Origin of the sequence: Microbacterium sp. 13-71-7, from assembly GCF_002257455.1 — a bacterium.
Lineage (GTDB): Bacteria > Actinomycetota > Actinomycetes > Actinomycetales > Microbacteriaceae > Microbacterium.
Genome location: NZ_NCKN01000051.1, coordinates 1 through 19,949 on the forward strand (window position 1 = coordinate 1; position 19,949 = coordinate 19,949).

Sequence of the window (19,949 nt, forward strand, 5' to 3'; positions counted from 1 at the left end):
CGTTCGGAGGACACGATGGGGAACCCGCTGAAGAAGACCATGGTCTACCTCGGCCTCGCCGATGAGGAAGAGGTCTACGAGGAGCAGGCTCCGGCCGCGCAGAGCGCCCGCCAGGAGCAGATCCGCCACGAGCCGATCCGTCGTGACGAGGTGCGTCGCGAGCGCGAGGAGGCGAAGCCGGCTCCTGTGACGCCGCTGCGTCGTCCGACCGCCGTGCGTCAGCCGTCCGTCGGCGCCGTGAACGAGATCCTCACGGTGCACCCGAAGCAGTACCGCGATGCTCAGGTCATCGCGGAGAGCTTCCGCGACGGGATCCCGGTGATCATCAACCTCTCGCAGATGAGCGACGCCGATGCGCGCCGGCTGATCGACTTCGCGAGCGGGCTCTCGCTGGGCCTGTACGGGCGCATCGAGCGCGTGACGAGCAAGGTCTTCCTGCTGTCGCCGGAGAGCATCGCGGTGTCGGGACAGGGCGGGATCGCCGGGGGCGACGAGCCCGCGCTCGCGCACTCCTGACGCGTGGTGGTGCCGCCCGCGGTCTCCATGATCGCAGCGATTCTCAACATCCTGCTGCTGCTGTACCTGCTCACGCTGTTCGCACGGTTGATCCTGGAGTACATCCCCATCTTCAACCGTTCGTGGCGCCCCCGCGGTGCGGGCCTGATCGTCGCCGAGATCGTCTACACGCTCACGGATCCGCCGATCCGGCTGTTCCGACGCCTCATTCCTCCGCTGAGGATCGGACCGGTCGCACTCGACCTGGGGTTCACGCTCACGATGATCATCGTGCTCATCCTGATGTCGATCACGCGATCGTTCATCTAGGGCGCTTCGCCGCGCCCGCTCGTGCGCGCCTTCGCGGCGCCGCGATCGGAAGGCTATGCTTTTCTGAAGGTGCACGCCGAGGGGCAGGCGCCATTTCCACCCGGCCACCGAGAACTCATCGAAAGAGGAGCCACCCATGGCACTGACCCCGGATGACGTCGTCACCAAGCAGTTCCAGCACGTCCGTTTCAAGGACGGCTTCGACCCCGACGAGGTAGACGACTTCCTCGACGAGGTCGTGCTCGAGTGGCGTAAGGCCCTCGACGAGAACGCCGAGCTGAAGGCCAAGCTGGCCGCCTACGAGTCCGGCGAGAAGGCCGCTCCCGCGGCCGAGGCTCCGGCCGCCGCGGCGCCCGTCGCCGCCCCGGTCGCCGAGACCGGTGCTCCGGCCGCCGCGACCGCCGGCATCATCGAGCTCGCGCAGCGTCTGCACGACGAGCACGTCGCCGAGGGCAAGTCCCAGCGCGACCAGCTCATCGCCGACGCGAAGGCCCAGGCCTCGAAGATCCTGGCCGACGCCGAGCAGAAGCAGCGCGAGGAGACCTCGCGTCTCGAGCGCGAGCGCAACGTGCTCGAGGGCAAGATCACCGAGCTGCACGACTTCGAGCGCTCGTACCGCACGCAGCTGCGCAGCTACATCGAGGGTCAGCTCCGCGACCTCGACGAGAAGGGCGGCCCCAGCGGGGACGCCTCCTCCGCGCAGTAAGGGGCCCCGTTGACCCGGCGTCAACCGCTTCACGGTTCGGCGGCCGGCGCGATCATTGTGATTCTCGCAGTGCTCGTGCTGGCCGCCGACCAGTTTGTGAAGTACCTCACCATCACCCACCTGCCCCAGGAGCAGGTCGTTCCCGTGCTCGGGGGCTTCCTGCAGCTCTTCTACATCCGCAACTCCGGGGCGGCGTTCTCCATCGGCGCCGGCTACACGTGGGTCTTCACGATCGCGTTGGCCGTCGTCGCGTGCGTGATCGTGTGGAAGGCGTTCTCGGTGCGCGCGCGGCTGTGGGCCGTGGTGCTCGGCGGGCTGCTGGGCGGCGTGCTCGGAAACCTCACGGACCGGATCTTCCGCGAACCGGGATTCGGTGTCGGACATGTCGTCGACATGATCTCGATGCCGTGGATGCTGCCGGCCATCTTCAACGTCGCGGACATGTTCATCGTCTGCGGCATGATCTCGATCGCCCTGCTGATCATCGTGGGGCTCCGCCTCGACGGCACCCGCGAACGAGACCACAAGGACGAGCCGACGACCGAGTCGGTCGAGGACGGCGAGTCCGGATCGGCCGCCGCCGAGGGTGCCCCCGCCGCCGACGGTGCGGCGTCCGAGGCGGACGCGCAGCGCGCTGCGCGCCGCGAGCGCGCCGCTTCGGAGGACTGACAGTGGAATCCCGCTCGCTCCCCGTCCCTGACGGGCTGGACGGCGTCCGGGTGGATGCCGCCCTCGCCAAGATGCTCGGCTTCTCGCGCACGTTCGCGGCCGAGGTCGCGGAGGCCGGGGGAGTGTCCCTCGAGGGCACCGTGCTGGGGAAGGCTGACAAACTGCGCGCCGGCGGCTGGCTGGACGTGGAGTGGGCGCCGAAGCAGGAGCCGCGGATCGAACCCATCGCCGTGCCCGATCTCGGCATCGTCTACGACGACGACGACATCGTGGTGGTCGACAAGCCCACCGGCGTCGCCGCGCACCCGTCCCTGGGCTGGGAGGGGCCGACGGTCGTCGGCGCCCTGGCCGCGGCGGGCTTCCGGATCGCCACGAGCGGCGCCCCAGAGCGTCAGGGCGTCGTGCACCGCCTCGACGTGGGGACGAGCGGTCTCATGGTGGTGGCGAAGTCCGAGGCGGCGTACTCCGAGCTCAAGCGCGCCTTCAAGGAGCGCACGGTCGAGAAGATCTATCACGCGGTCGTGCAGGGGCACCCGGATCCGCTGGCCGGCACGATCGACGCGCCGATCGGGCGGCACCCGAACCACTCCTGGAAGTTCGCGGTCATCCCGGACGGCAAGCCCTCGGTCACCCACTACGAGACGCTCGAGGCCTTCCCCGGCGCATCGCTGCTGGAGATCCACCTGGAGACCGGTCGGACGCATCAGATCCGCGTGCACATGGCCGCGCACCGGCACCCGTGCGTCGGGGATCCCCTGTACGGCGCCGACCCGACGCTGTCGGCGCGTCTCGGGCTGACGAGGCAGTGGCTGCACGCGCATCGGCTCGGCTTCGCCCATCCGGTCACCGGCGTGTGGGTGCAGACCGAGTCGCCGTACCCCGCCGACTTCCAGCACGCGCTCGACGTGCTCCGCGGCGAGGACTGAGCCCCGGACCCCGGAGCTCCGCGCGCTCAGAGGGGCAGCTCGCCCGTCGCGGAGACCACGCCGTCGAGCGTGGCCTCCAGGAACCGCACCACGACCTCCGGATCCTCGTCGCGGTCGATGACGAGGCTGATCAGGGTCTCCTCGGTGAAGGACACCCAGGACCGCAGGGCGACCCGTAGTCCCGGCGTGTTCGGCGTACCGAGCTCGGTGAACGCGTCGAGCAGCCGCTCGGCGTTGAGGTCTCGCGACTCGTCGACCACCCGGCGGACGGCGGGGTCGCCGCTCGCGATGCCGCGCACGAGCGAGTGGAACGTGCCCTGGTGCTGGCGCACGAACTCTGTGATGCGCAGGAGCGTGTCGCGGATCCGTGCACGCGGCTCCAGGTCGTCGCGGGGCTCCGAGGCCAGCAGCAGGCTGTCCCTCGCCATCGTGACGACGGCGAGATGCATGCCCTGGCGGGTGTCGAAGTAGTGGAACAGCAGCGGGCGGGACACACCGGCGCGCTGGGCGAGCACGTCCATCGTGAGCTCGTCCAGGGAATGCTCGGCGAGGAAGTTCACCCCGGTCGCGACGAGCTGGGCACGACGCTCCTCCGGTGTGAGTCGGACGCGTCGCAGGTCGGGCATGCCCCGAGCCTAGTGTGCGGGGAGCGCGGGCCGTGTCTGGTATTGACTCTGAGTCAACGGGCAATATACTCGACCAGGTGAGCGCCGCCATCGCAGCCGGCGCACTGGAGGAGGATCGATGAAGTTCCCGAAGTCCGACCGTGTCCGCAAGCTCGGGTCGTCCCACGCCGGCCGCATCGCCCTGGTGGCGATCCCCGCGGGCGTCGTCGCCGCAGCCCTGATGGGCGGAGTCGCCCAGGGCGCCGTGCCCGTCTCGTTCGCCGTGTCGGGGAGCCAGTTCCAGATCGGCGCCTCCCAGCTGGAGGGCAGCGGCTTCTCGCAGTACGCCGGTGTCGCGAAGGACACGGAGGGCAAGGAGCACACGGTCGCGATCGCGAACATCAAGAGCGCGACGCTCTCCGACCTCTGCCAGTCCGTGATCACCGACACGCCGCTCGGCAAGGTCGGCGTGCTCATCAAGGCGGGCGGCAACGGCAACCCGGCGTCCGCCAGCGACCTGCAGATCGGCATGACCGGCCTCAAGGGCGACGCGTCGTTCGGCGCCATCCGCATCGGCGTCGACGCCTCGACCGTCAACACCGAGGCCAAGGGCTCCGCGGGCGACTTCGCCCAGGACGCCGACACCGTCACGATCAAGAACCTGCAGCAGACGGCCTGGAGCACCCAGGCCTCGGTGTTCACCCTCACGGGCATGACACTGGAGCTGACGGACGGTTCGCAGGGATGCTTCTGAACGACGAGGCTGCGATGACCGACGACGCGAGCACCCGCGGATCCGCACGGCGCGTTCCGCGTGACGCCGATGCGCCGGCGCTGCGCCCGGTCCGCCCCGCGACCGAGCCCGCGTCATCCGACGCGCTCGAGACCCCTGAGGACACGGGCGCCGTCGCGTCCGACGCGGCGCCTGCGCGCGGATTCCGGCACTGGCGGCGGCAGCGGCCGTTCGTCGGAGGTCTGCTCGTCGCGCTCGGCGGCATCGAGATGTTCTTCTCCGGGCAGCTCGACATCGGACATCTGCACGTCCAGCTCGGGATCGAGGGGCTGCAGGCGACGATCATCCCGATCGCGCTGCTCGTGCTCGGGATCCTCGCGGTCACGATGCCCGCGCATCACGTGTTCTACGGGATCATCGCGCTGGTGGTGGCGATCTACTCGCTGATCGGCGTGAACCTCGGCGGATTCATCATCGGGATGCTCCTCGCCGGGACCGGGGCGGTGCTCGTCGTCGCCTGGATGGGACCGCGCGACCCCGTGGCCGCGGGCGGATCCGAGGAGGCGGCGTCGTGAAGCCGCACCGCCGTCCCGGCGCCGCCCTGCTGGCGGCGCTCGCCCTCGTCGCGCCGATGACGCTGGGAGCCGCCGTCGCGCCGACGTCCCAGCCGACCGGGCTGTGCATCCCGCTGCTGTGGTGCCCCTCTCCGAGCCCGACGCCGACGACGCCCCCGCCGAAGTCGGGGACGCCGATTCCCTCGTTGCCCGGACTGCCCGCGGTGCCCGGTGCGCCTTCCGCGCCGGGCGCGACGACGCCGAACGCTCCGGGAGTTCCCGCGCCCACTCCCGCGCCGACCCCGGTCGCCGCGACGAGGGACGAGAGCGCGCCCGTCTTCACGAAGACCCCGGCCTCGATGGGATCGCAGGGGCTCTCCTTCACCGGCCTCAGCGGGATCTCGATCGTCGATGTCCCGACCATCGACGGCAGCACGATCCGCGCCCTGAAGATCTCGGCCGACTCGATCACGATCTCGGGGTTCTCGCTCACCGTCCGTCCGCCGGACAAGGCGGGACTCGTCACGAACGCCGACACGATGACCCTCACCGGGCACGTGAGCGTGTACCTGGGATCGGTCACCGCAACCACGCAGGACGGCCGCGCGCTGACCCTGGGCACCGACACGCCCCCGCCCCTGGACGACGTCAAGCCGGGCCTGCTGCGGGTCACGATGGGCCTCGTGGGGACGATCGCCGACTCGATCAGTTACACGAACACGGACCAGCGCATCGTCGAGCCCTGAACCTGTGCGGCGCCGCGCGGATGTCGGCGCTGCCGGGCAGACTGGGCGCATGAGCATCGAGGTGCGCCCTGCGACCGTGTTCGAGGATGTCGCGGCGCTGGTGGGGCCCAAGAACCCTTCGTCGAGTTCCTGCTTCTGTCTGAGCTATCGCATCGGCGGTGCGGAGAGCCGTGCGCTGCAGGGGCAGGCTCGGGCGGACCGGATGCGCGCGCTCTGCCATCAGGACCCGGAGCCGGGCGTCATCGCGTACCTGGGTGACGAGCCGGTCGGCTGGGCGGCCGTGCATCCGCGGCGTGATACGAGCTTCGCGAGCAACCGGCTGATCCCGCACGTCGACGATCTCGACGTCTGGTCTCTGTGGTGCTTCCGCGTGCGGCCGGGCCACCGTAAACAGGGTTTGATGCACGCGCTGATCGAGGGCGCCGTCGCCCACGCGCGAGAGCGCGGCGCGCCGGCGATCGAGGGGTATCCCCTCGACAACGAGGGCGCGAAGGTGAACCTCACGATGGCGTACGCGGGCACCCGCTCCCTGTTCGAGTCGGCGGGCTTCGTGAAGGCCGCCGACACCGGATCCGTCCTCGACGGCTTCCCGCGCGTGCTGATGCGCCTGGATCTGCGGTAGACGCCGGGTTTCCGTCGATCAGGCCCGAAGCGGCCTGCCGCCGCGGAAGTGCGCGGGATCGTCCTCTGCCACGGCGAGGGCGATCTTGCGCACGTGGGCGTCGTCGACGTCGCCCATCGCGGCGAGATCGTAGAAGCCGACCTCCGTGAGCTCGCCGTCGGCCGGGTGCGGCTCGCCCGAGACCCAGGTGCAGCGGAACACCAGATCGAGGTAGTCGACCTCGTCTCCGTTCGCGTACGTCACGCGGGGGAGCTGCTGCACGAGCGCGAGCCGCTCCACCTTCACCGCCACGCCGGCCTCCTCGAGGCACTCCCGCACTGCGGCGTCGGCGGGCTCCTCGCCGGGCTCCACAATCCCCGACACCGCCTGCCAGGCGCCGTTGTCGGCGCGCTTTCCGAGCAGCACCTTCTCGTCGCGGAACACGATCGCGGTGACGCCGACGAGGTTCAGCGGAGAGTGGCCGATGTGCTCGCGCAACGCCAGGACGAAGTCGGGGGTGGTCATGGGATTCAGGCTATCGGCGGGCGCGCGGGGCCTCGATGTCCCACCCCGAAACGTAGACTCGGAGCATGGCATCAGACTCCTTCGTCCACCTGCACGTGCACAGCGAGTACTCGATGCTGGACGGGGCCGCGCGCATCGGGCCGCTCGTGCAGGAGGCCGTCGCTCAGGGCATGCCGGCCGTCGCCGTGACCGACCACGGCAACACGTTCGCGGCGTTCGAGTTCTACAAGGCGGCGCAGGCGGCCGGGGTCAAGCCGATCATCGGCATCGAGGCCTACGTCACCCCCGGCACGCATCGCAGCGACAAGTCGCGCGTGCAGTGGGGCTCGCCCGAGCAGCGCCGCGACGACGTCTCCGGATCCGGTGCCTACACGCACATGACCCTGCTCTCCGAGACCACGGAGGGCATGCACAACCTGTTCCGGCTCTCCTCGACCTCGAGCCTCGAGGGCTACTACTTCAAGCCGCGCATGGACCGCGAGATCCTGCAGAAGTACTCCAAGGGCCTGATCGCCACGACGGGCTGCCCCTCGGGCGAGATCCAGACCCGGCTGCGCCTGGGGCAGTACGACGCGGCGCGCGCGGCGGCCGCCGAGTTCCAGGACATCTTCGGCAAGGAGAACTACTTCGCCGAGATCATGGACCACGGGCTCGAGATCGAGCGGCGCGTCACCGGCGACCTGCTGAAGATCGCGAAGGACCTGGGGATCCCCCTGGTCGGCACGAACGACCTGCACTACACGCACCAGCACGACTCGACCAGCCACGCGGCGCTGCTCTGCGTGCAGTCCGGCTCGACCCTCGACGATCCGAATCGATTCAAGTTCGACGGCGACGGCTACTACGTCAAGTCCGCGGCGGAGATGCGGCAGGTGTTCCGCGAGCACCCCGAGGCGTGCGACAACACGCTGCTCATCGCCGAGCGCTGCGACGTCTCGTTCAACACCGGCGCCAACTTCATGCCTCGCTTCCCCGTCCCGGACGGCGAGACCGAGGAGAGCTGGTTCATCAAGGAGGTCGAGAACGGGCTGCGCTACCGCTACCCGGGCGGCATCCCGGACGCGGTGCGCAAGCAGGCGAACTACGAGGTCGAGGTCATCTCGTCCATGGGGTTCCCCGGCTACTTCCTCGTCGTCGCCGACTTCATCAACTGGGCCAAGGACAACGGCGTGCGCGTCGGTCCCGGCCGTGGATCCGGAGCCGGATCCATGGCGGCTTACGCGATGAGGATCACCGACCTCGATCCGCTCGAGCACGGACTCATCTTCGAGCGGTTCCTGAACCCGGACCGCGTCTCGATGCCCGACTTCGACGTCGACTTCGACGACCGTCGCCGTGGCGAGGTGATCCAGTACGTCACCGAGAAGTACGGCGACGAGCGCGTCGCGCAGATCGTCACCTACGGCACGATCAAGGCCAAGCAGGCGCTGAAGGATGCGGGCCGCGTGCTGGGCTTCCCGTTCAGCATGGGGGAGAAGCTCACCAAGGCGATGCCCCCCGCCGTGATGGGCAAGGACATGCCGCTCGACGGCATGTTCAACCCGGAGCACCCGCGGTACAAGGAGGCCAGCGAGTTCCGCGTCGTGATCGAGTCCGATCCCGAGGCGAAGACCGTGTTCGACACGGCCCTCGGTCTGGAGAACCTGAAGCGCCAGTGGGGCGTGCACGCCGCCGGCGTCATCATGTCCTCGCATCCGCTGATCGACATCATCCCGATCATGAAGCGCGAGCAGGACGGCCAGATCGTCACGCAGTTCGATTACCCGTCCTGCGAGTCGCTCGGCCTCATCAAGATGGACTTCCTGGGGCTGCGCAACCTCACGATCATCTCGGACGCGCTCGCCAACATCCGGATGAACCGGGGCGAGGAGCTCGTGCTCGAAGACCTCGCGCTGGACGACCGCCCCTCCTACGACCTGCTCACCCGAGGCGACTCGCTCGGCGTGTTCCAGCTCGACGGCGGCCCGATGCGCGCGCTCATGCGCCTGATGAAGCCGGACAACTTCGGCGACATCTCGGCCCTCATCGCGCTGTACCGCCCCGGCCCGATGGGCGCCAACTCGCACACGAACTACGCCCTCCGCAAGAACGGCCTGCAGGAGATCACGCCGATCCACCCGGAGTTCGCCGAGTCGCTCAAGGACATCCTGGAGGAGAGCTACGGCCTCATCATCTACCAGGAGCAGGTGATGGCGATCGCCCAGCGCGTGGCCGGGTTCTCGCTCGGACAGGCCGACATCCTCCGGCGCGCGATGGGCAAGAAGAAGAAGAGCGAGCTGGACAAGCAGTTCGAGGGCTTCCAGGCCGGAATGCACGCGAACGGGTATTCGGACGGCGCGGTCAACGCGCTCTGGGAGATCCTGCTGCCCTTCTCCGACTACGCGTTCAACAAAGCGCACTCCGCCGCCTACGGCGTGATCTCGTACTGGACCGCCTACCTCAAGGCGCACTATCCCGCCGAGTACATGGCGGCACTGCTCACCAGCGTCGGCGACTCCAAGGACAAGATGGCGCTGTACCTGAACGAGTGCCGCCGCATGGGCATCAAGGTGCTGCCGCCCGACGTGCGGGAGTCGATCAACTTCTTCGCGGCCGTCGGCGAGGACATCCGCTTCGGGCTCGGCGCGGTGCGCAACGTCGGTTCCAACGTCGTCGAGGGCATCGTGCAGGGTCGCCAGGAGGAGAACTTCACCTCCTTCCACGACTTCCTGAAGAAGGTGCCGCTGCACGTCGCGAACAAGCGCACGGTCGAGTCGCTCATCAAGGCGGGCGCGTTCGACTCGATGGGCGACACCCGGCGCGCCCTCGTGGAGATCCACGAGGACGCGGTCGAGGCGTCCGTCGGCCAGAAGCGCAACGAGGCGCAGGGCGCCATCGGGTTCGATTTCGACAGCCTGTACGACGAGATCGAAGAGGTCGCGCCTCCCAAGGTGCCGGCTCGTCCCGAGTGGACGAAGAAGGACAAGCTCGCCTTCGAGCGCGAGATGCTCGGGCTGTACGTGTCGGATCACCCGCTCGCAGGTCTCGAGGTCCCGCTCGCGAAGCACGCCTCGATCGCGATCAACAGCCTGCTGGAGTCCGAGGATCTCCAGGACGGCGACCAGGTCACGATCGCCGGACTCGTCACGAGCGTGCAGCACCGCGTCGCCAAGGCCAGCGGAAACCCCTACGGCATGATCACCGTCGAAGACTTCGGCGGCGAGATCACCATCATGTTCATGGGCAAGACGTACCTCGAGTTCCAGAGCATGCTGCAGCAGGACACGATCCTCGCGGTGCGCGGGCGCGTCTCCCGTCGCGACGACGGCATGAATCTGCATGCGCAGTCGGCGTTCACGCCCGACGTCGGCTCCTTCGACGCCGCGGGCCCGCTGTCGCTGCTGGTGCCGGAGCAGCGCGCCACCGAGCGCGTCATCGAGGATCTGGCGGATGTGCTGCGGCGCCACGCCGGCGAGACCGAGGTGATGCTGAAGATGCATCGCGGCGGACGCGCCAAGGTCTTCGAGGTGCCCATGCCGGTGACCGTCACCGCGGACCTGTTCGGCGATCTGAAGTCGCTGCTCGGTCCGCAGTGCCTGGGGTGATCGCCCGCGGCGCATCCGTCTCCTCGTTCGCTCCTCGTCTCGCCCCCGCCCGGCGGGGAGGGCGAGCGAGGCGCACGGACGTCGCTCAGGAGGTCTCCACCGCCGCCGGGTAATATCGGGTCCCGTTCGACGGCCGAAGCCCCCAGCGGCCGCACGACGAAAGGAAACACCGATGACCGGCGACGTCCCCTCCGCTGAGATGGCGCAGGAAGAACAGGTTCCGACTTCGAACGCCACCCCCTCGTCCGACATCGAGGTCGACGACGGGCCCCTGCCCGCTGCGGCGCCGCAGCAGGGCTGGTTCGGCTTCACGCTGCGCGAGCTGATCATGATCGGCGCGTGGGTGATCGCCTTCGCGCTCTCCTTCGTCCCGGGCGGCGGGAGCGTGCTGGACAGCGCCGCGACGGTGTGGACGATGAACGGCGCCTGGGCGCTCGCCATCGGCGTGCCCACCGCGGCCGTGTTCCTCATCGTGCTCCGCAGGCTGTCTCCCGAGGGGATCCGCCGGGTCGGATCGCTCGGCATCGATCAGTTCGCCTCGGTGGCCTTCTCGGTCGCGCTCGTGAGCTGGGTCGTCCTGCTGTGGCAGCAACTGGATCTGGTCGGCGCGACCCGCCGGTCCCCGCTGGTCACCTGGCCGCTGTGGCTCGAGATCCTGCTGATGCTGGTGCTCGTCGTGGCGACCGTCTTCGCCGCGCTCGTCCCCGGGCTCCGTGAGGACTTCGAGGAGCGCACGGAGACCCTCGCGCATCGCCGCGCCAACCCGGTGCGCCCCGTGTTCTCACGCCCGCGTCCGGTGCGGGCGAGGGGCAGCGTCTCCGATCCGCAGAACGAGGACGACGTGGATCCGGGTCTGCTGCACGACAACGAGGTGGGCGCGGCCGGACATCTCTCGGCCACGGGCGTCACGGGCGCGGTGGTCGAGGGCGAGACCGGCTACGTCCCCGAGCAGCACCGCGAATCCTTCCTGGCCTCGGGGGAGACCCCTGTCGTCGCAGCCGCCGAGGGGCAGATCCTGCCCGGCGCACCGGCGCCGGTGACGGCGCCCGCCTCGGAGGACTTCACCGGCGCCGTGTCGAGCCCTGACGCCCCGACGGAGGCGATCCTTGACACCGTCGCCCCGGCAGTCCAGGAGGACGAGCCGCAGACTCCTGACGAGGATGAGGCGGAGGACGGCGAACCCGCCACGCGCGCCGATGCGCGGCGCGCCGCGGCGGTCGCCGAGGCCGAGCCGGACACGGACCCCGCCGCCGGTGCATCGGCCGGCGCGCCGGATTCGAACGCCGCGCCGCGCGATCTCTCCGACACGATGACGGAGGTGCTCGGCGACCTGCTCGAGCCGTCGTCCGCGGACGACGTGGCCACGCACGCGGTCGACGTCGTGCCGCAGGAGGGCGGTGCGGAGGCGAGCGCGGCAGGCTCGGTCGCGACGGGGGAGCAGCTCCAGCCCTTCTGGGCGCTCGCGCCGGACACGCGGGTCGTTCATGACGCGCGAGGAGACTCGATTTTCACGATCGGGCCGGAAGCGTGGATCCTTGTTCTCGAGGACCGTGGCGGCGCCTTCGTGGTGCGCCACGACGACGGTCGCGTGGGATACCTGCACGACACCGAGAACATGACCCGAGGCTGAGGACGCATGCAGACGATCGACCTGAGGGGACGCACCCTCTCCACCGCCGAGATGCTGGCGGCCGTGCCGCGCGCCACCGCTGCGCGCGCGGAAGCGCTGGCGACCGCCACCGCGATCGTGGAGGACGTGCGCGTGCGCGGCGAGGAGGCCCTGCGAGAGCAGGCCGGCCGTTTCGACCAGGTGAGCGGCCACGCGATCAGGGTTCCGCGCGCGCACATCGACGAGGCGCTCTCCGGTGTCGACCCGCAGGTCCGCGCGGCGCTCGAGGCCGCCATCGAGAGGGTGCGCCAGGGCTCCGCGGCGCAGGTTCCGGCGCCGCGTGTGACCGAGATCGGCCCGGGCGCGCGCATCGTGCAGCGCTGGCAGCCGGTCGGGCGCGTCGGCGTCTACATCCCCGGTGGCAAGGCGCCGCTCGCGTCGAGCGTCGTCATGAACGTGGTCCCCGCACAGGTCGCGGGCGTCGGCAGCATCGCGCTGGCGTCTCCTCCGCAGTCAAGCGAGGACGGCCGCATCCACCCCACGATCCTCGCCGCCGCGGCCCTGCTCGGCGTGGACGAGGTCTACGCGATCGGCGGCGCGGGAGCGATCGGCGCTCTCGCCTACGGCGTCGAGGCGATCGGCCTCGAGCCGGTCGACGTCATCTCAGGGCCCGGCAACAACTACGTCGCCTCCGCGAAGCGCGCCGTCGCCGGCGTCGTGGGGACGGACTCCGAGGCAGGGGCGACGGAGATCCTCATCGTCGCGGACGCCGACGCGGATCCTCGCCTCATCGCCGTGGATCTGATCAGCCAGGCCGAGCACGACGAGCAGGCGTCCGCCGTCCTCGTCACCGACTCCGTCGAGCTCGCGGATCGTGTGGCCGTCGAGGTCGCGAAGGCCGCCGGTGCGACGCGGCACAGCGTCCGCGTGCAGACCGCCCTGGACGGGCCGCAGTCGGCGATCGTGCTGGTCGACGATCGCGCCGCGGCGGTGGCCTTCAGCAACGCATACGCGCCGGAGCACCTCGAACTGCACCTCGTGGACGCGGAGGAGGCGGCCGCCGTCTTCACGAGCGCGGGCGCCGTGTTCGTCGGAGACCAGACGCCGGTGAGCCTGGGCGACTACATGGCCGGCAGCAATCACGTGCTGCCGACCGGGGGACAGGCGCGCTACGCCTCGGGACTCGGGTCGTACACCTTCCTCCGTCCGCAGCAGGTGATCTCCTACGATCGGGACGCGCTGGCGCGCGCTCGTGACGGGGTCGTCGCGCTCGCCGACGCCGAGGTGCTGCCGGCGCACGGGGAGGCGGTCGAGGCGCGGTTCACAGCCGTGCCGGAGCCCGCCGCCGCTGCCGGGGCGTAGGCTTTCTCGAATGCACTGCCCGTTCTGCCGTCATCCGGACTCCCGCGTCATCGACTCCCGCACGAGCGACGACGGACTGTCGATCCGCCGGCGCCGCCAGTGCCCCGAATGCGGGGGACGGTTCACGACCACGGAGACCGCGAGCCTGAACGTCATCAAGCGCTCCGGCGTGATGGAGCCGTTCAGCCGCGAGAAGGTGATCTCCGGCGTTCGAAAGGCCTGCCAGGGGCGGCCGGTCACGGAGGCGGATCTCGCGATCCTGGCGCAGCGCGTCGAGGAGGCGGTGCGTCAGACCGGCGTCTCGCAGCTGGACACGAACGAGATCGGCCTGGCGATCCTGGGCCCCCTGCGGGATCTGGACGAGGTCGCCTACTTGCGTTTCGCGAGCGTCTACCAGGCGTTCGATTCGCTCGAGGACTTCGAGGCGTCGATCGCCGAGCTGCGCGCCGACCACCACCGGGCCGCCCCGCAGGCCGCGCTCTGACCCGCCGGTCGGATCCCCCCTCGTCCGACCGGTAGCCTGGCAGGGATGTATCCTCTGCTCTTCCGCGTCGTCCTCGCGCGCTTCGATCCCGAGTTCGCCCACCACGCCGGCATGGTCGTGGTCCGCATCCTCGGCGTGCCTCCGTTCTCCTGGGCGGCGCGTGCGCTGACCCGTCCCGCATCGGGCGATGAGGTGCAGGCGCTGGGGCTCACGTTCCCCACGCCCTTCGGCATCGCCGCGGGCTTCGACAAGAACGCGGTCGGCGTGCGCGGACTGTCCGCGCTCGGCTTCGGGCACGTCGAGGTCGGCACGATCACGGCCATCCCGCAGCCGGGCAACCCCAAGCCCCGCCTGTTCCGGCTCATCCCGGACCGCGCGGTCGTGAACCGGATGGGCTTCAACAACGCCGGGGCCGAGGCCGCCGAGAAGCGGTTGTGGAAGCTGCGACGTCGCCGTCCCTCCGCCGTGATCGGCGTGAACATCGGCAAGAGCCGTGTGGTCGCCGTCGAGGACGCGACCGCCGACTACGTCGCCTCGGCCGTGCGCCTCGCTCCGCTCGCGGACTACCTCGCGATCAACGTCTCCTCGCCGAACACACCGGGGGTGCGCGGCCTGCAGGCCGTGGAGACCCTCGCACCGCTGCTGCGCGCGGTGAAGGCCGCCGCCGGCGCGACACCCCTTCTGGTGAAGATCGCGCCGGACCTTCCGGACGACGAGGTCACCGCGATCGCGGAGCTCGCGGTCGCCGAAGGCCTGGACGGCCTCATCGCGACCAACACGACGATCTCGCGGGAAGGACTGACCACGGATCCCGCGAAGGTCGCGGCGGCGGGGGAGGGCGGCCTCTCCGGCGCCCCGCTCAAGGAGCGCTCGCTCGAGGTCCTGCGCCTCGTCCGCGCCGCCGTGCCCGCAGACTTCTGCGTCATCTCGGTGGGAGGGGTCGAGACCGGAGCGGAGGTGCGGGAGCGGCTCGAGGCCGGCGCCACCCTCGTGCAGGGCTACACCGCGTTCCTCTACCGCGGACCGTTCTGGGCCCGCCAGATCCGCGCCGGGCTGCGCGCGCGCTGATCCGCTCACGACGAAGAAGGTCCCGGGCGCTCGCTGCGCACCGGGACCTTCTCGTCTGTCAGGGGGTCCGGATCAGTCCGGGTACTGCCCGCGCTTAACCTGGGGCTTCGGCAGGCGCATGAAGCGCATCTGCAGCGAACGCATGGCGGCGTACCAGGCGAGACCGCGCTCGCGCTTGTCCTTGCCGAACTTGTCGGCGATGCGGCGGTTCACGCGGATCCCGAGGAAGACCATGTCGATGATCGCGATCGCGATGAAGCCCCACAGGCCGATGAACGCCCAGTAGGCGACCAGCGTGTTCGGGATCAGCGAGACGACGATCACGACGACCATGAGCGCCATGATCCACTCGCTGACGTGCCAGCCGGCGTCGACGTAGTCGCGCACCCAGCGGCGCTGAGGGCCGCGGTCACGGACGGGGAGGTACTTCTCCTCGCCGTTCGCCATGCCGATGCGCTGGCGCTCCTGGCGGACGCGCAGGTCGGCGCGCGCCTGCGCCTTGGCCTCCTTGGTGTCCGGCACGAGCGGCCGACGACGGGCCGCCTCCTGCTCCGCGCGCGTCGGCGTGCGGCGTCCCTTGCCGCTCGCGTCGGCCGAGGAGTCCTCTGGTGCGGGGGTGGGAGTGCTGGGCACGAAGGCTCCTGAGGTCGAGAGAACGGGAAACGGGTGTTCTCTAAGATTACCTGCATGACTTCTCCCTCCTCCTCGGTCACCGCCCCCGGTGACGTCGAAGCCGCCGTCACCGCCGCCGTGAGCACCGGGATCCCTGCCGCACTCAGCGATCTCGGCGCACTCGTGCGCATCCCGGGGATCGCGTGGCCGGCCTTCGATCAGACCCAGCTCGTGCGCAGCGCCGCCGCGGTCGCCGAGCTCGCTGAGGGCACGGGCGTGTTCGACAGCGTGCGCGTGCTGCGTTCGGCCATCCCCGGCACCGACGAGGTCGGGCAGCCCGCGATCCTGGCGCGCAGGGCTGCGCGCAACGGCAAGCCCACGATCCTGCTCTACGCGCACCACGACGTGCAGCCCCCGGGGGGCGACGAGCTGTGGGAGACCCCGCCGTTCGAGCCGACCGTGCGCGACGGGCGCCTGTACGGGCGCGGAGCCGCCGATGACAAGGCCGGGATCATGGCGCACATCGCGTCCATCCGCGCGGTCGCGGAGGCGCTGGGCGACGACCTGGACCTCGGCATCGCCATGTTCGTCGAAGGGGAGGAGGAGTACGGATCCCGCTCCTTCGCCCAGTTCCTTACCGACAACGAAGATGCCCTGCGCGCCGACGCGATCGTCGTCGCCGACTCGGGCAACTGGGACTCCGACACGCCAGGGCTCACGGTCTCGCTGCGCGGCGCTGTGCGCTTCACCCTCACCGTGCGCACGCTCGACCACGCCTCGCACTCCGGAATGTTCGGGGGAGCGGTGCCCGACGCCATGCTCGCGACCATCCGCCTGCTGAACACGCTGTGGGACGAGAACGGATCCGTCGCGGTCGAGGGACTGACCGTGCGCGACGCCGCCACGCCGGAGTACACCGAGGAGACGCTGCGCGACGAGACAGGGCTGCTGCCCGGCGTCTCGCCCATCGGCGACGGTACGATCCTCAGCCGCATCTGGAACAAGCCCTCGGTCACGGTCATCGGCGTCGACGCGACGTCCGTCGCCGCCGCATCCAACACGCTCTCGCCCGAGACGACCGTCGTGCTGAGCTGCCGCATCGCGCCGGGGCAGAGCGCGGACGAGGCGTACGCGGCGCTGCAGGCGCACCTGAGGGCGCACGCGCCGTTCGGCGCCGAGCTCGCCTTCTCCGACGTCGACCTGGGCAATCCCTTCCTGGTCGACACCAGCGGCTGGGCCGTTGGTCTCGTGCGCGGTGCGATGGCCGACGGCTACGGCACGGCGCCGGTCGACCTCGGCGTCGGCGGATCCATCCCGTTCATCGCGGACCTGGTGGAGCGATTCCCCGGCGCCGAGATCCTCGTGACCGGCGTGGAGGACCCGCACTCGCGGGCCCACAGCCCCAACGAGTCGCTGCACCTCGACACCTTCCGCCGCGCCGTGGCGACCGAGGCGCTGCTGCTCACGCGGATGAACGAGATCACCCTCTGAGGACGCCGAACGCATCGAGACGCGGTCGTGACCGGCCGCGATCGATGCCCCGCGCGTGCGCGGCGGTAGACTCGACTGACGGAAACCGTGCCTGGGCACGGCCGATCCAAGGAGCGACATGAGCGACATCACCCTCACCCCCGAGACCACCGCCGCGCACGGCGTGAAGCTCACCGACGCCGCCGCGGCGAAGGTGAAGAGCCTGCTGGAGCAGGAGGGCCGCGACGACCTGCGGCTGCGCGTCGCCGTGCAGCCCGGAGGCTGCTCGGGTCTGATCTACCAGCTGTACTTCGACGAGCGCTATCTCGAAGGCGACGAGACCGTCGATTTCGACGGCGTCGAGGTGATCATCGACAACATGAGCGTGCCGTACCTCGACGGTGCGGCGATCGACTTCAAGGACACGATTTCGGAGCAGGGATTCACGATCGACAACCCCAATGCGCAGGGCTCCTGCGCGTGCGGCGACAGCTTCCACTGACCCGCAGAATTCCCCTCTCCCATCCCTGCGCCATCCACGCCGAACCTGCGTGGATGGCGTGAATCGGGTGTGAGGTTGCCCTAGACTGGGGTAGCCCACGTCCGTGATCTGAAAGGTGCATCGTGCCCTCGAAACGCCGCCTTCGTTGGGCCGCACTCCCCCTGGGAGTTGCGGCAGCCGTGGCCCTCGCGGGATGCTCTCCCACCGAGCTCCACGGATTCCTCCCAGGCTTCATCGAGGACGGTACGCCGGCCACCAACCAGACCGATCGCGTCGCCGCGCTCTGGGTCAATTCGTGGATCGTGCTGCTGATCGTCGGCCTCATCACGTGGGGTCTGATGGGCTGGGCTGCGATCGCCTACCGCCGCCGCAAGGGTCAGACGGGGCTGCCGGTGCAGCTGCGCTACAACATGCCGCTCGAGATCTTCTACACGATCGTGCCGCTGATCCTGATCTTCGGCATGTTCGCCTTCACGGCTCGTGATCAGACGATCATCGAGACGCAGTACGACAAGCCGGACGTCGCGATCACCGCGATCGGCAAGCAGTGGGCCTGGGACTTCCAGTACGACGGCAAGGAGAAGGACAACTCCGACGCCGTGTGGACCATGGGCGTCCAGGCGCAGCCCGACAAGGCTGGCAACATCGACCAGGCGGCGCTGCCCACGCTGTACCTGCCGGTCAACAAGACCGTGAAGATCACGCTGCAGTCGCGCGACGTGATCCACTCCTTCTGGATCATCGACTTCCTCTACAAGAAGGACATGTACATCGGCAAGGACAACTCGTGGTCCTTCACGCCGACCCGCGAGGGCACCTACCAGGGCAAGTGCGCCGAGCTCTGCGGCGAGTACCACTCGATGATGCTCTTCAACGTGAAGGTCGTCAGCGACGCTGACTACCAGTCGTACCTCGCCAAGCTCAAGGACGAGGGCAACACGGGTGACATCACCGATGCCTACAACCGCCTGACCAACTACCCCGGCACCGGCAAGCCCACGACCGACTCGGAAGCGAAGTAAGCAGAATGACGAGCACTCTTCCCGACACGTCTGAGGTCGGCGCGCGTCCGACGACGATCCCGCCGCGTCAGGCGGCTCTGCTCAGCTCGACCCGCGTCGAGCAGAAGGGCAACATCGTCGTCAAGTGGATCACCTCCACGGACCACAAGACCATCGGATACATGTATCTGATCGCCTCGGTGCTGTTCTTCCTCCTCGGCGGCGTGATGGCTCTCATCATCCGCGCCGAGCTCTTCTCGCCGGGCATGCAGATCATCCCGACGAAGGAGCAGTACAACCAGCTGTTCACGATGCACGGCACGATCATGCTGCTGATGTTCGCGACCCCGCTGTTCGCGGGCTTCGCGAACGCGATCCTCCCGCTGCAGATCGGCGCACCCGACGTCGCGTTCCCGCGTCTGAACGCCTTCGCGTTCTGGCTGTTCCTGTTCGGCTCCACGATCGCGGTCGCCGGCTTCCTCACCCCGCAGGGCGCGGCCTCGTTCGGCTGGTTCGCCTATCAGCCGCTCGCGAGCGCGTCGTTCACCCCCGGCGCCGGTGGCAACCTGTGGATGCTCGGCCTCGGAATGTCCGGTTTCGGAACGATCCTCGGTGCGGTCAACTTCATCACCACGATCATCACGATGCGCGCCCCCGGCATGACCATGTGGCGCATGCCGATCTTCTCGTGGAACACCCTCATCACCAGCCTGCTGATCCTGATGGCGTTCCCGGTGCTGGCCGCGGCCATTCTGGCCGCCGCCGCCGACCGCGTGCTCGGCGCGCACATCTATGACCCGGCCAACGGCGGCGTGCTCCTCTGGCAGCACCTGTTCTGGTTCTTCGGCCACCCCGAGGTCTACATCATCGCGCTGCCGTTCTTCGGCATCGTCTCCGAGATCTTCCCGGTGTTCAGCCGCAAGCCGATCTTCGGATACAAGACCCTGGTCTACGCGACGATCGCGATCGCCGCCCTGTCCGTCGCCGTGTGGGCGCACCACATGTACGTCACCGGCGGTGTGCTGCTTCCGTTCTTCGCGCTCATGACGATGCTCATCGCGGTGCCGACCGGTGTGAAGATCTTCAACTGGATCGGCACGCTCTGGCGAGGGTCCGTGACCTTCGAGACGCCGATGGTGTTCGCGCTGGGCTTCCTGGTCTCGTTCGTCTTCGGCGGCCTGACCGGTGTCATCCTGGCCTCCCCGCCGCTGGACTTCTTCCTCTCCGACTCGTACTTCGTCGTCGCGCACGAACAGCGCATGGTTGCCGTTGAAGGCATCCAGGAACAGGCGTTCGTAGGCGATGCGGCGGTGCAGGCCGGTGGGTACCGACAGTTCCAGTTCCAGCGGCTGCAGTTCCAGCGCACC

General features: G+C 69.3%; 21 protein-coding genes. 18 read left to right on the plus strand and 3 right to left on the minus strand.

Going from position 1 to position 19,949, the window contains the following annotated elements; translation table 11 throughout:
- Positions 1 to 15 precede the first annotated feature (15 nt).
- The 5 genes from sepF to B7X32_RS07115 all read left to right on the plus strand — a co-directional run bounded on the left by sepF (position 16) and on the right by B7X32_RS07115 (position 3,126).
- Complete coding sequence (gene sepF, locus B7X32_RS07095; protein WP_292718029.1) at positions 16 to 516, plus strand: cell division protein SepF; 501 nt, start codon at positions 16 to 18, stop codon at positions 514 to 516.
- Positions 517 to 543: 27 nt separating this feature from the next.
- Positions 544 to 825 carry a YggT family protein gene (locus tag B7X32_RS07100; protein WP_292717988.1) on the plus strand — a complete coding sequence of 94 codons (282 nt, stop codon included), beginning with the start codon at positions 544 to 546 and terminating at the stop codon, positions 823 to 825.
- A gap of 136 nt (positions 826 to 961) precedes the next feature.
- The gene (locus B7X32_RS07105) at positions 962 to 1,531 is read left to right on the plus strand and encodes a DivIVA domain-containing protein (RefSeq protein WP_292717990.1); all 570 of its coding nucleotides are present in this window, start codon (positions 962 to 964) and stop codon (positions 1,529 to 1,531) included.
- 57 nt (positions 1,532 to 1,588) lie between these two features.
- Positions 1,589 to 2,200, plus strand: a complete 612-nt coding sequence (locus B7X32_RS07110) for a signal peptidase II (protein WP_292717992.1) — start codon at positions 1,589 to 1,591, stop codon at positions 2,198 to 2,200.
- A gap of 2 nt (positions 2,201 to 2,202) precedes the next feature.
- A complete protein-coding gene (locus B7X32_RS07115; RefSeq protein ID WP_292717994.1) occupies positions 2,203 to 3,126 on the plus strand; it encodes an RluA family pseudouridine synthase in 924 nt (307 codons plus the stop codon).
- Between the two features lie 26 nt (positions 3,127 to 3,152).
- Here B7X32_RS07115 and B7X32_RS07120 read toward each other — a convergent pair whose 3' ends face one another.
- Positions 3,153 to 3,752 (minus strand): TetR/AcrR family transcriptional regulator, encoded by a 600-nt coding sequence (locus tag B7X32_RS07120; RefSeq protein ID WP_292717996.1) that lies wholly within the window; start codon positions 3,750 to 3,752, stop codon positions 3,153 to 3,155.
- A gap of 118 nt (positions 3,753 to 3,870) precedes the next feature.
- Here B7X32_RS07120 and B7X32_RS07125 point away from each other — a divergent pair, with 118 nt between their 5' ends.
- The 4 genes from B7X32_RS07125 to B7X32_RS07140 are packed head-to-tail and all read left to right on the plus strand — an operon-like array spanning position 3,871 to position 6,386.
- A complete protein-coding gene (locus B7X32_RS07125) occupies positions 3,871 to 4,485 on the plus strand; it encodes a DUF6230 family protein (protein ID WP_292717998.1) in 615 nt (204 codons plus the stop codon).
- Positions 4,486 to 4,499: 14 nt separating this feature from the next.
- Positions 4,500 to 5,039, plus strand: coding sequence for a DUF6114 domain-containing protein (locus tag B7X32_RS07130; protein WP_292718000.1), 540 nt, complete (start codon positions 4,500 to 4,502; stop codon positions 5,037 to 5,039).
- Positions 5,036 to 5,764 carry a hypothetical protein gene (locus tag B7X32_RS07135; RefSeq protein ID WP_292718002.1) on the plus strand — a complete coding sequence of 243 codons (729 nt, stop codon included), beginning with the start codon at positions 5,036 to 5,038 and terminating at the stop codon, positions 5,762 to 5,764. Before B7X32_RS07130 ends, B7X32_RS07135 begins: the two co-directional genes overlap by 4 nt.
- A gap of 49 nt (positions 5,765 to 5,813) precedes the next feature.
- A complete protein-coding gene (locus B7X32_RS07140; protein WP_292718004.1) occupies positions 5,814 to 6,386 on the plus strand; it encodes a GNAT family N-acetyltransferase in 573 nt (190 codons plus the stop codon).
- Between the two features lie 18 nt (positions 6,387 to 6,404).
- Here B7X32_RS07140 and B7X32_RS07145 read toward each other — a convergent pair whose 3' ends face one another.
- Positions 6,405 to 6,890, minus strand: a complete 486-nt coding sequence (locus B7X32_RS07145) for an NUDIX domain-containing protein (RefSeq protein ID WP_292718006.1) — start codon at positions 6,888 to 6,890, stop codon at positions 6,405 to 6,407.
- A 65-nt stretch (positions 6,891 to 6,955) separates the two neighbouring features.
- Between B7X32_RS07145 and dnaE the strand changes: the two genes are divergently transcribed.
- The 5 genes from dnaE to B7X32_RS07170 all read left to right on the plus strand — a co-directional run bounded on the left by dnaE (position 6,956) and on the right by B7X32_RS07170 (position 14,997).
- Positions 6,956 to 10,474: a DNA polymerase III subunit alpha gene (dnaE, locus tag B7X32_RS07150; RefSeq protein ID WP_292718008.1), complete on the plus strand. Its 3,519-nt coding sequence runs from the start codon at positions 6,956 to 6,958 to the stop codon at positions 10,472 to 10,474.
- Between the two features lie 172 nt (positions 10,475 to 10,646).
- Positions 10,647 to 12,104, plus strand: coding sequence for a CvpA family protein (locus B7X32_RS07155; protein WP_292718010.1), 1,458 nt, complete (start codon positions 10,647 to 10,649; stop codon positions 12,102 to 12,104).
- A 6-nt stretch (positions 12,105 to 12,110) separates the two neighbouring features.
- Complete coding sequence (hisD, locus tag B7X32_RS07160; RefSeq protein ID WP_292718012.1) at positions 12,111 to 13,445, plus strand: histidinol dehydrogenase; 1,335 nt, start codon at positions 12,111 to 12,113, stop codon at positions 13,443 to 13,445.
- A 10-nt stretch (positions 13,446 to 13,455) separates the two neighbouring features.
- Positions 13,456 to 13,929 carry a transcriptional regulator NrdR gene (gene nrdR / locus B7X32_RS07165; protein ID WP_292718015.1) on the plus strand — a complete coding sequence of 158 codons (474 nt, stop codon included), beginning with the start codon at positions 13,456 to 13,458 and terminating at the stop codon, positions 13,927 to 13,929.
- 45 nt (positions 13,930 to 13,974) lie between these two features.
- A complete protein-coding gene (locus B7X32_RS07170) occupies positions 13,975 to 14,997 on the plus strand; it encodes a quinone-dependent dihydroorotate dehydrogenase (protein WP_292718018.1) in 1,023 nt (340 codons plus the stop codon).
- A gap of 72 nt (positions 14,998 to 15,069) precedes the next feature.
- Here the strand turns inward: B7X32_RS07170 and B7X32_RS07175 are convergent, their stop codons facing one another.
- Complete coding sequence (locus tag B7X32_RS07175) at positions 15,070 to 15,630, minus strand: DUF3043 domain-containing protein (protein WP_292718020.1); 561 nt, start codon at positions 15,628 to 15,630, stop codon at positions 15,070 to 15,072.
- Between the two features lie 54 nt (positions 15,631 to 15,684).
- Between B7X32_RS07175 and B7X32_RS07180 the strand changes: the two genes are divergently transcribed.
- From B7X32_RS07180 to B7X32_RS07195, 4 genes are all read left to right on the plus strand, one after another.
- Entirely contained in the window at positions 15,685 to 17,100 is a 1,416-nt protein-coding gene (locus B7X32_RS07180) for a dipeptidase (RefSeq protein ID WP_292718022.1), read from the plus strand.
- Positions 17,101 to 17,218: 118 nt separating this feature from the next.
- On the plus strand, positions 17,219 to 17,581 hold the full coding sequence (erpA, locus tag B7X32_RS07185) for an iron-sulfur cluster insertion protein ErpA (protein WP_045272493.1): 363 nt from the start codon (positions 17,219 to 17,221) through the stop codon (positions 17,579 to 17,581).
- A gap of 122 nt (positions 17,582 to 17,703) precedes the next feature.
- The gene (coxB, locus tag B7X32_RS07190) at positions 17,704 to 18,603 is read left to right on the plus strand and encodes a cytochrome c oxidase subunit II (protein ID WP_292718025.1); all 900 of its coding nucleotides are present in this window, start codon (positions 17,704 to 17,706) and stop codon (positions 18,601 to 18,603) included.
- A 5-nt stretch (positions 18,604 to 18,608) separates the two neighbouring features.
- On the plus strand, positions 18,609 to 19,949 hold a 1,341-nt coding region (locus tag B7X32_RS07195; protein ID WP_292718027.1), incomplete at its 3' end, for a cbb3-type cytochrome c oxidase subunit I.

Bases quoted from the DNA above. Each gene is read 5' to 3' on its own strand.
- B7X32_RS07120 (WP_292717996.1), bottom strand. From the start codon at position 3,752: ATGCCCGACCTGCGACGCGTCCGACTCACACCGGAGGAGCGTCGTGCC.
- B7X32_RS07105 (WP_292717990.1), top strand. From the start codon at position 962: ATGGCACTGACCCCGGATGACGTCGTCACCAAGCAGTTCCAGCACGTC.
- sepF (WP_292718029.1), top strand. From the start codon at position 16: ATGGGGAACCCGCTGAAGAAGACCATGGTCTACCTCGGCCTCGCCGAT.
- B7X32_RS07100 (WP_292717988.1), top strand. From the start codon at position 544: ATGATCGCAGCGATTCTCAACATCCTGCTGCTGCTGTACCTGCTCACG.
- nrdR (WP_292718015.1), top strand. From the start codon at position 13,456: ATGCACTGCCCGTTCTGCCGTCATCCGGACTCCCGCGTCATCGACTCC.
- B7X32_RS07155 (WP_292718010.1), top strand. From the start codon at position 10,647: ATGACCGGCGACGTCCCCTCCGCTGAGATGGCGCAGGAAGAACAGGTT.
- dnaE (WP_292718008.1), top strand. From the start codon at position 6,956: ATGGCATCAGACTCCTTCGTCCACCTGCACGTGCACAGCGAGTACTCG.
- B7X32_RS07145 (WP_292718006.1), bottom strand. From the start codon at position 6,890: ATGACCACCCCCGACTTCGTCCTGGCGTTGCGCGAGCACATCGGCCAC.
- B7X32_RS07140 (WP_292718004.1), top strand. From the start codon at position 5,814: ATGAGCATCGAGGTGCGCCCTGCGACCGTGTTCGAGGATGTCGCGGCG.
- erpA (WP_045272493.1), top strand. From the start codon at position 17,219: ATGAGCGACATCACCCTCACCCCCGAGACCACCGCCGCGCACGGCGTG.
- hisD (WP_292718012.1), top strand. From the start codon at position 12,111: ATGCAGACGATCGACCTGAGGGGACGCACCCTCTCCACCGCCGAGATG.
- B7X32_RS07125 (WP_292717998.1), top strand. From the start codon at position 3,871: ATGAAGTTCCCGAAGTCCGACCGTGTCCGCAAGCTCGGGTCGTCCCAC.
- B7X32_RS07180 (WP_292718022.1), top strand. From the start codon at position 15,685: ATGACTTCTCCCTCCTCCTCGGTCACCGCCCCCGGTGACGTCGAAGCC.
- B7X32_RS07130 (WP_292718000.1), top strand. From the start codon at position 4,500: ATGACCGACGACGCGAGCACCCGCGGATCCGCACGGCGCGTTCCGCGT.
- B7X32_RS07170 (WP_292718018.1), top strand. From the start codon at position 13,975: ATGTATCCTCTGCTCTTCCGCGTCGTCCTCGCGCGCTTCGATCCCGAG.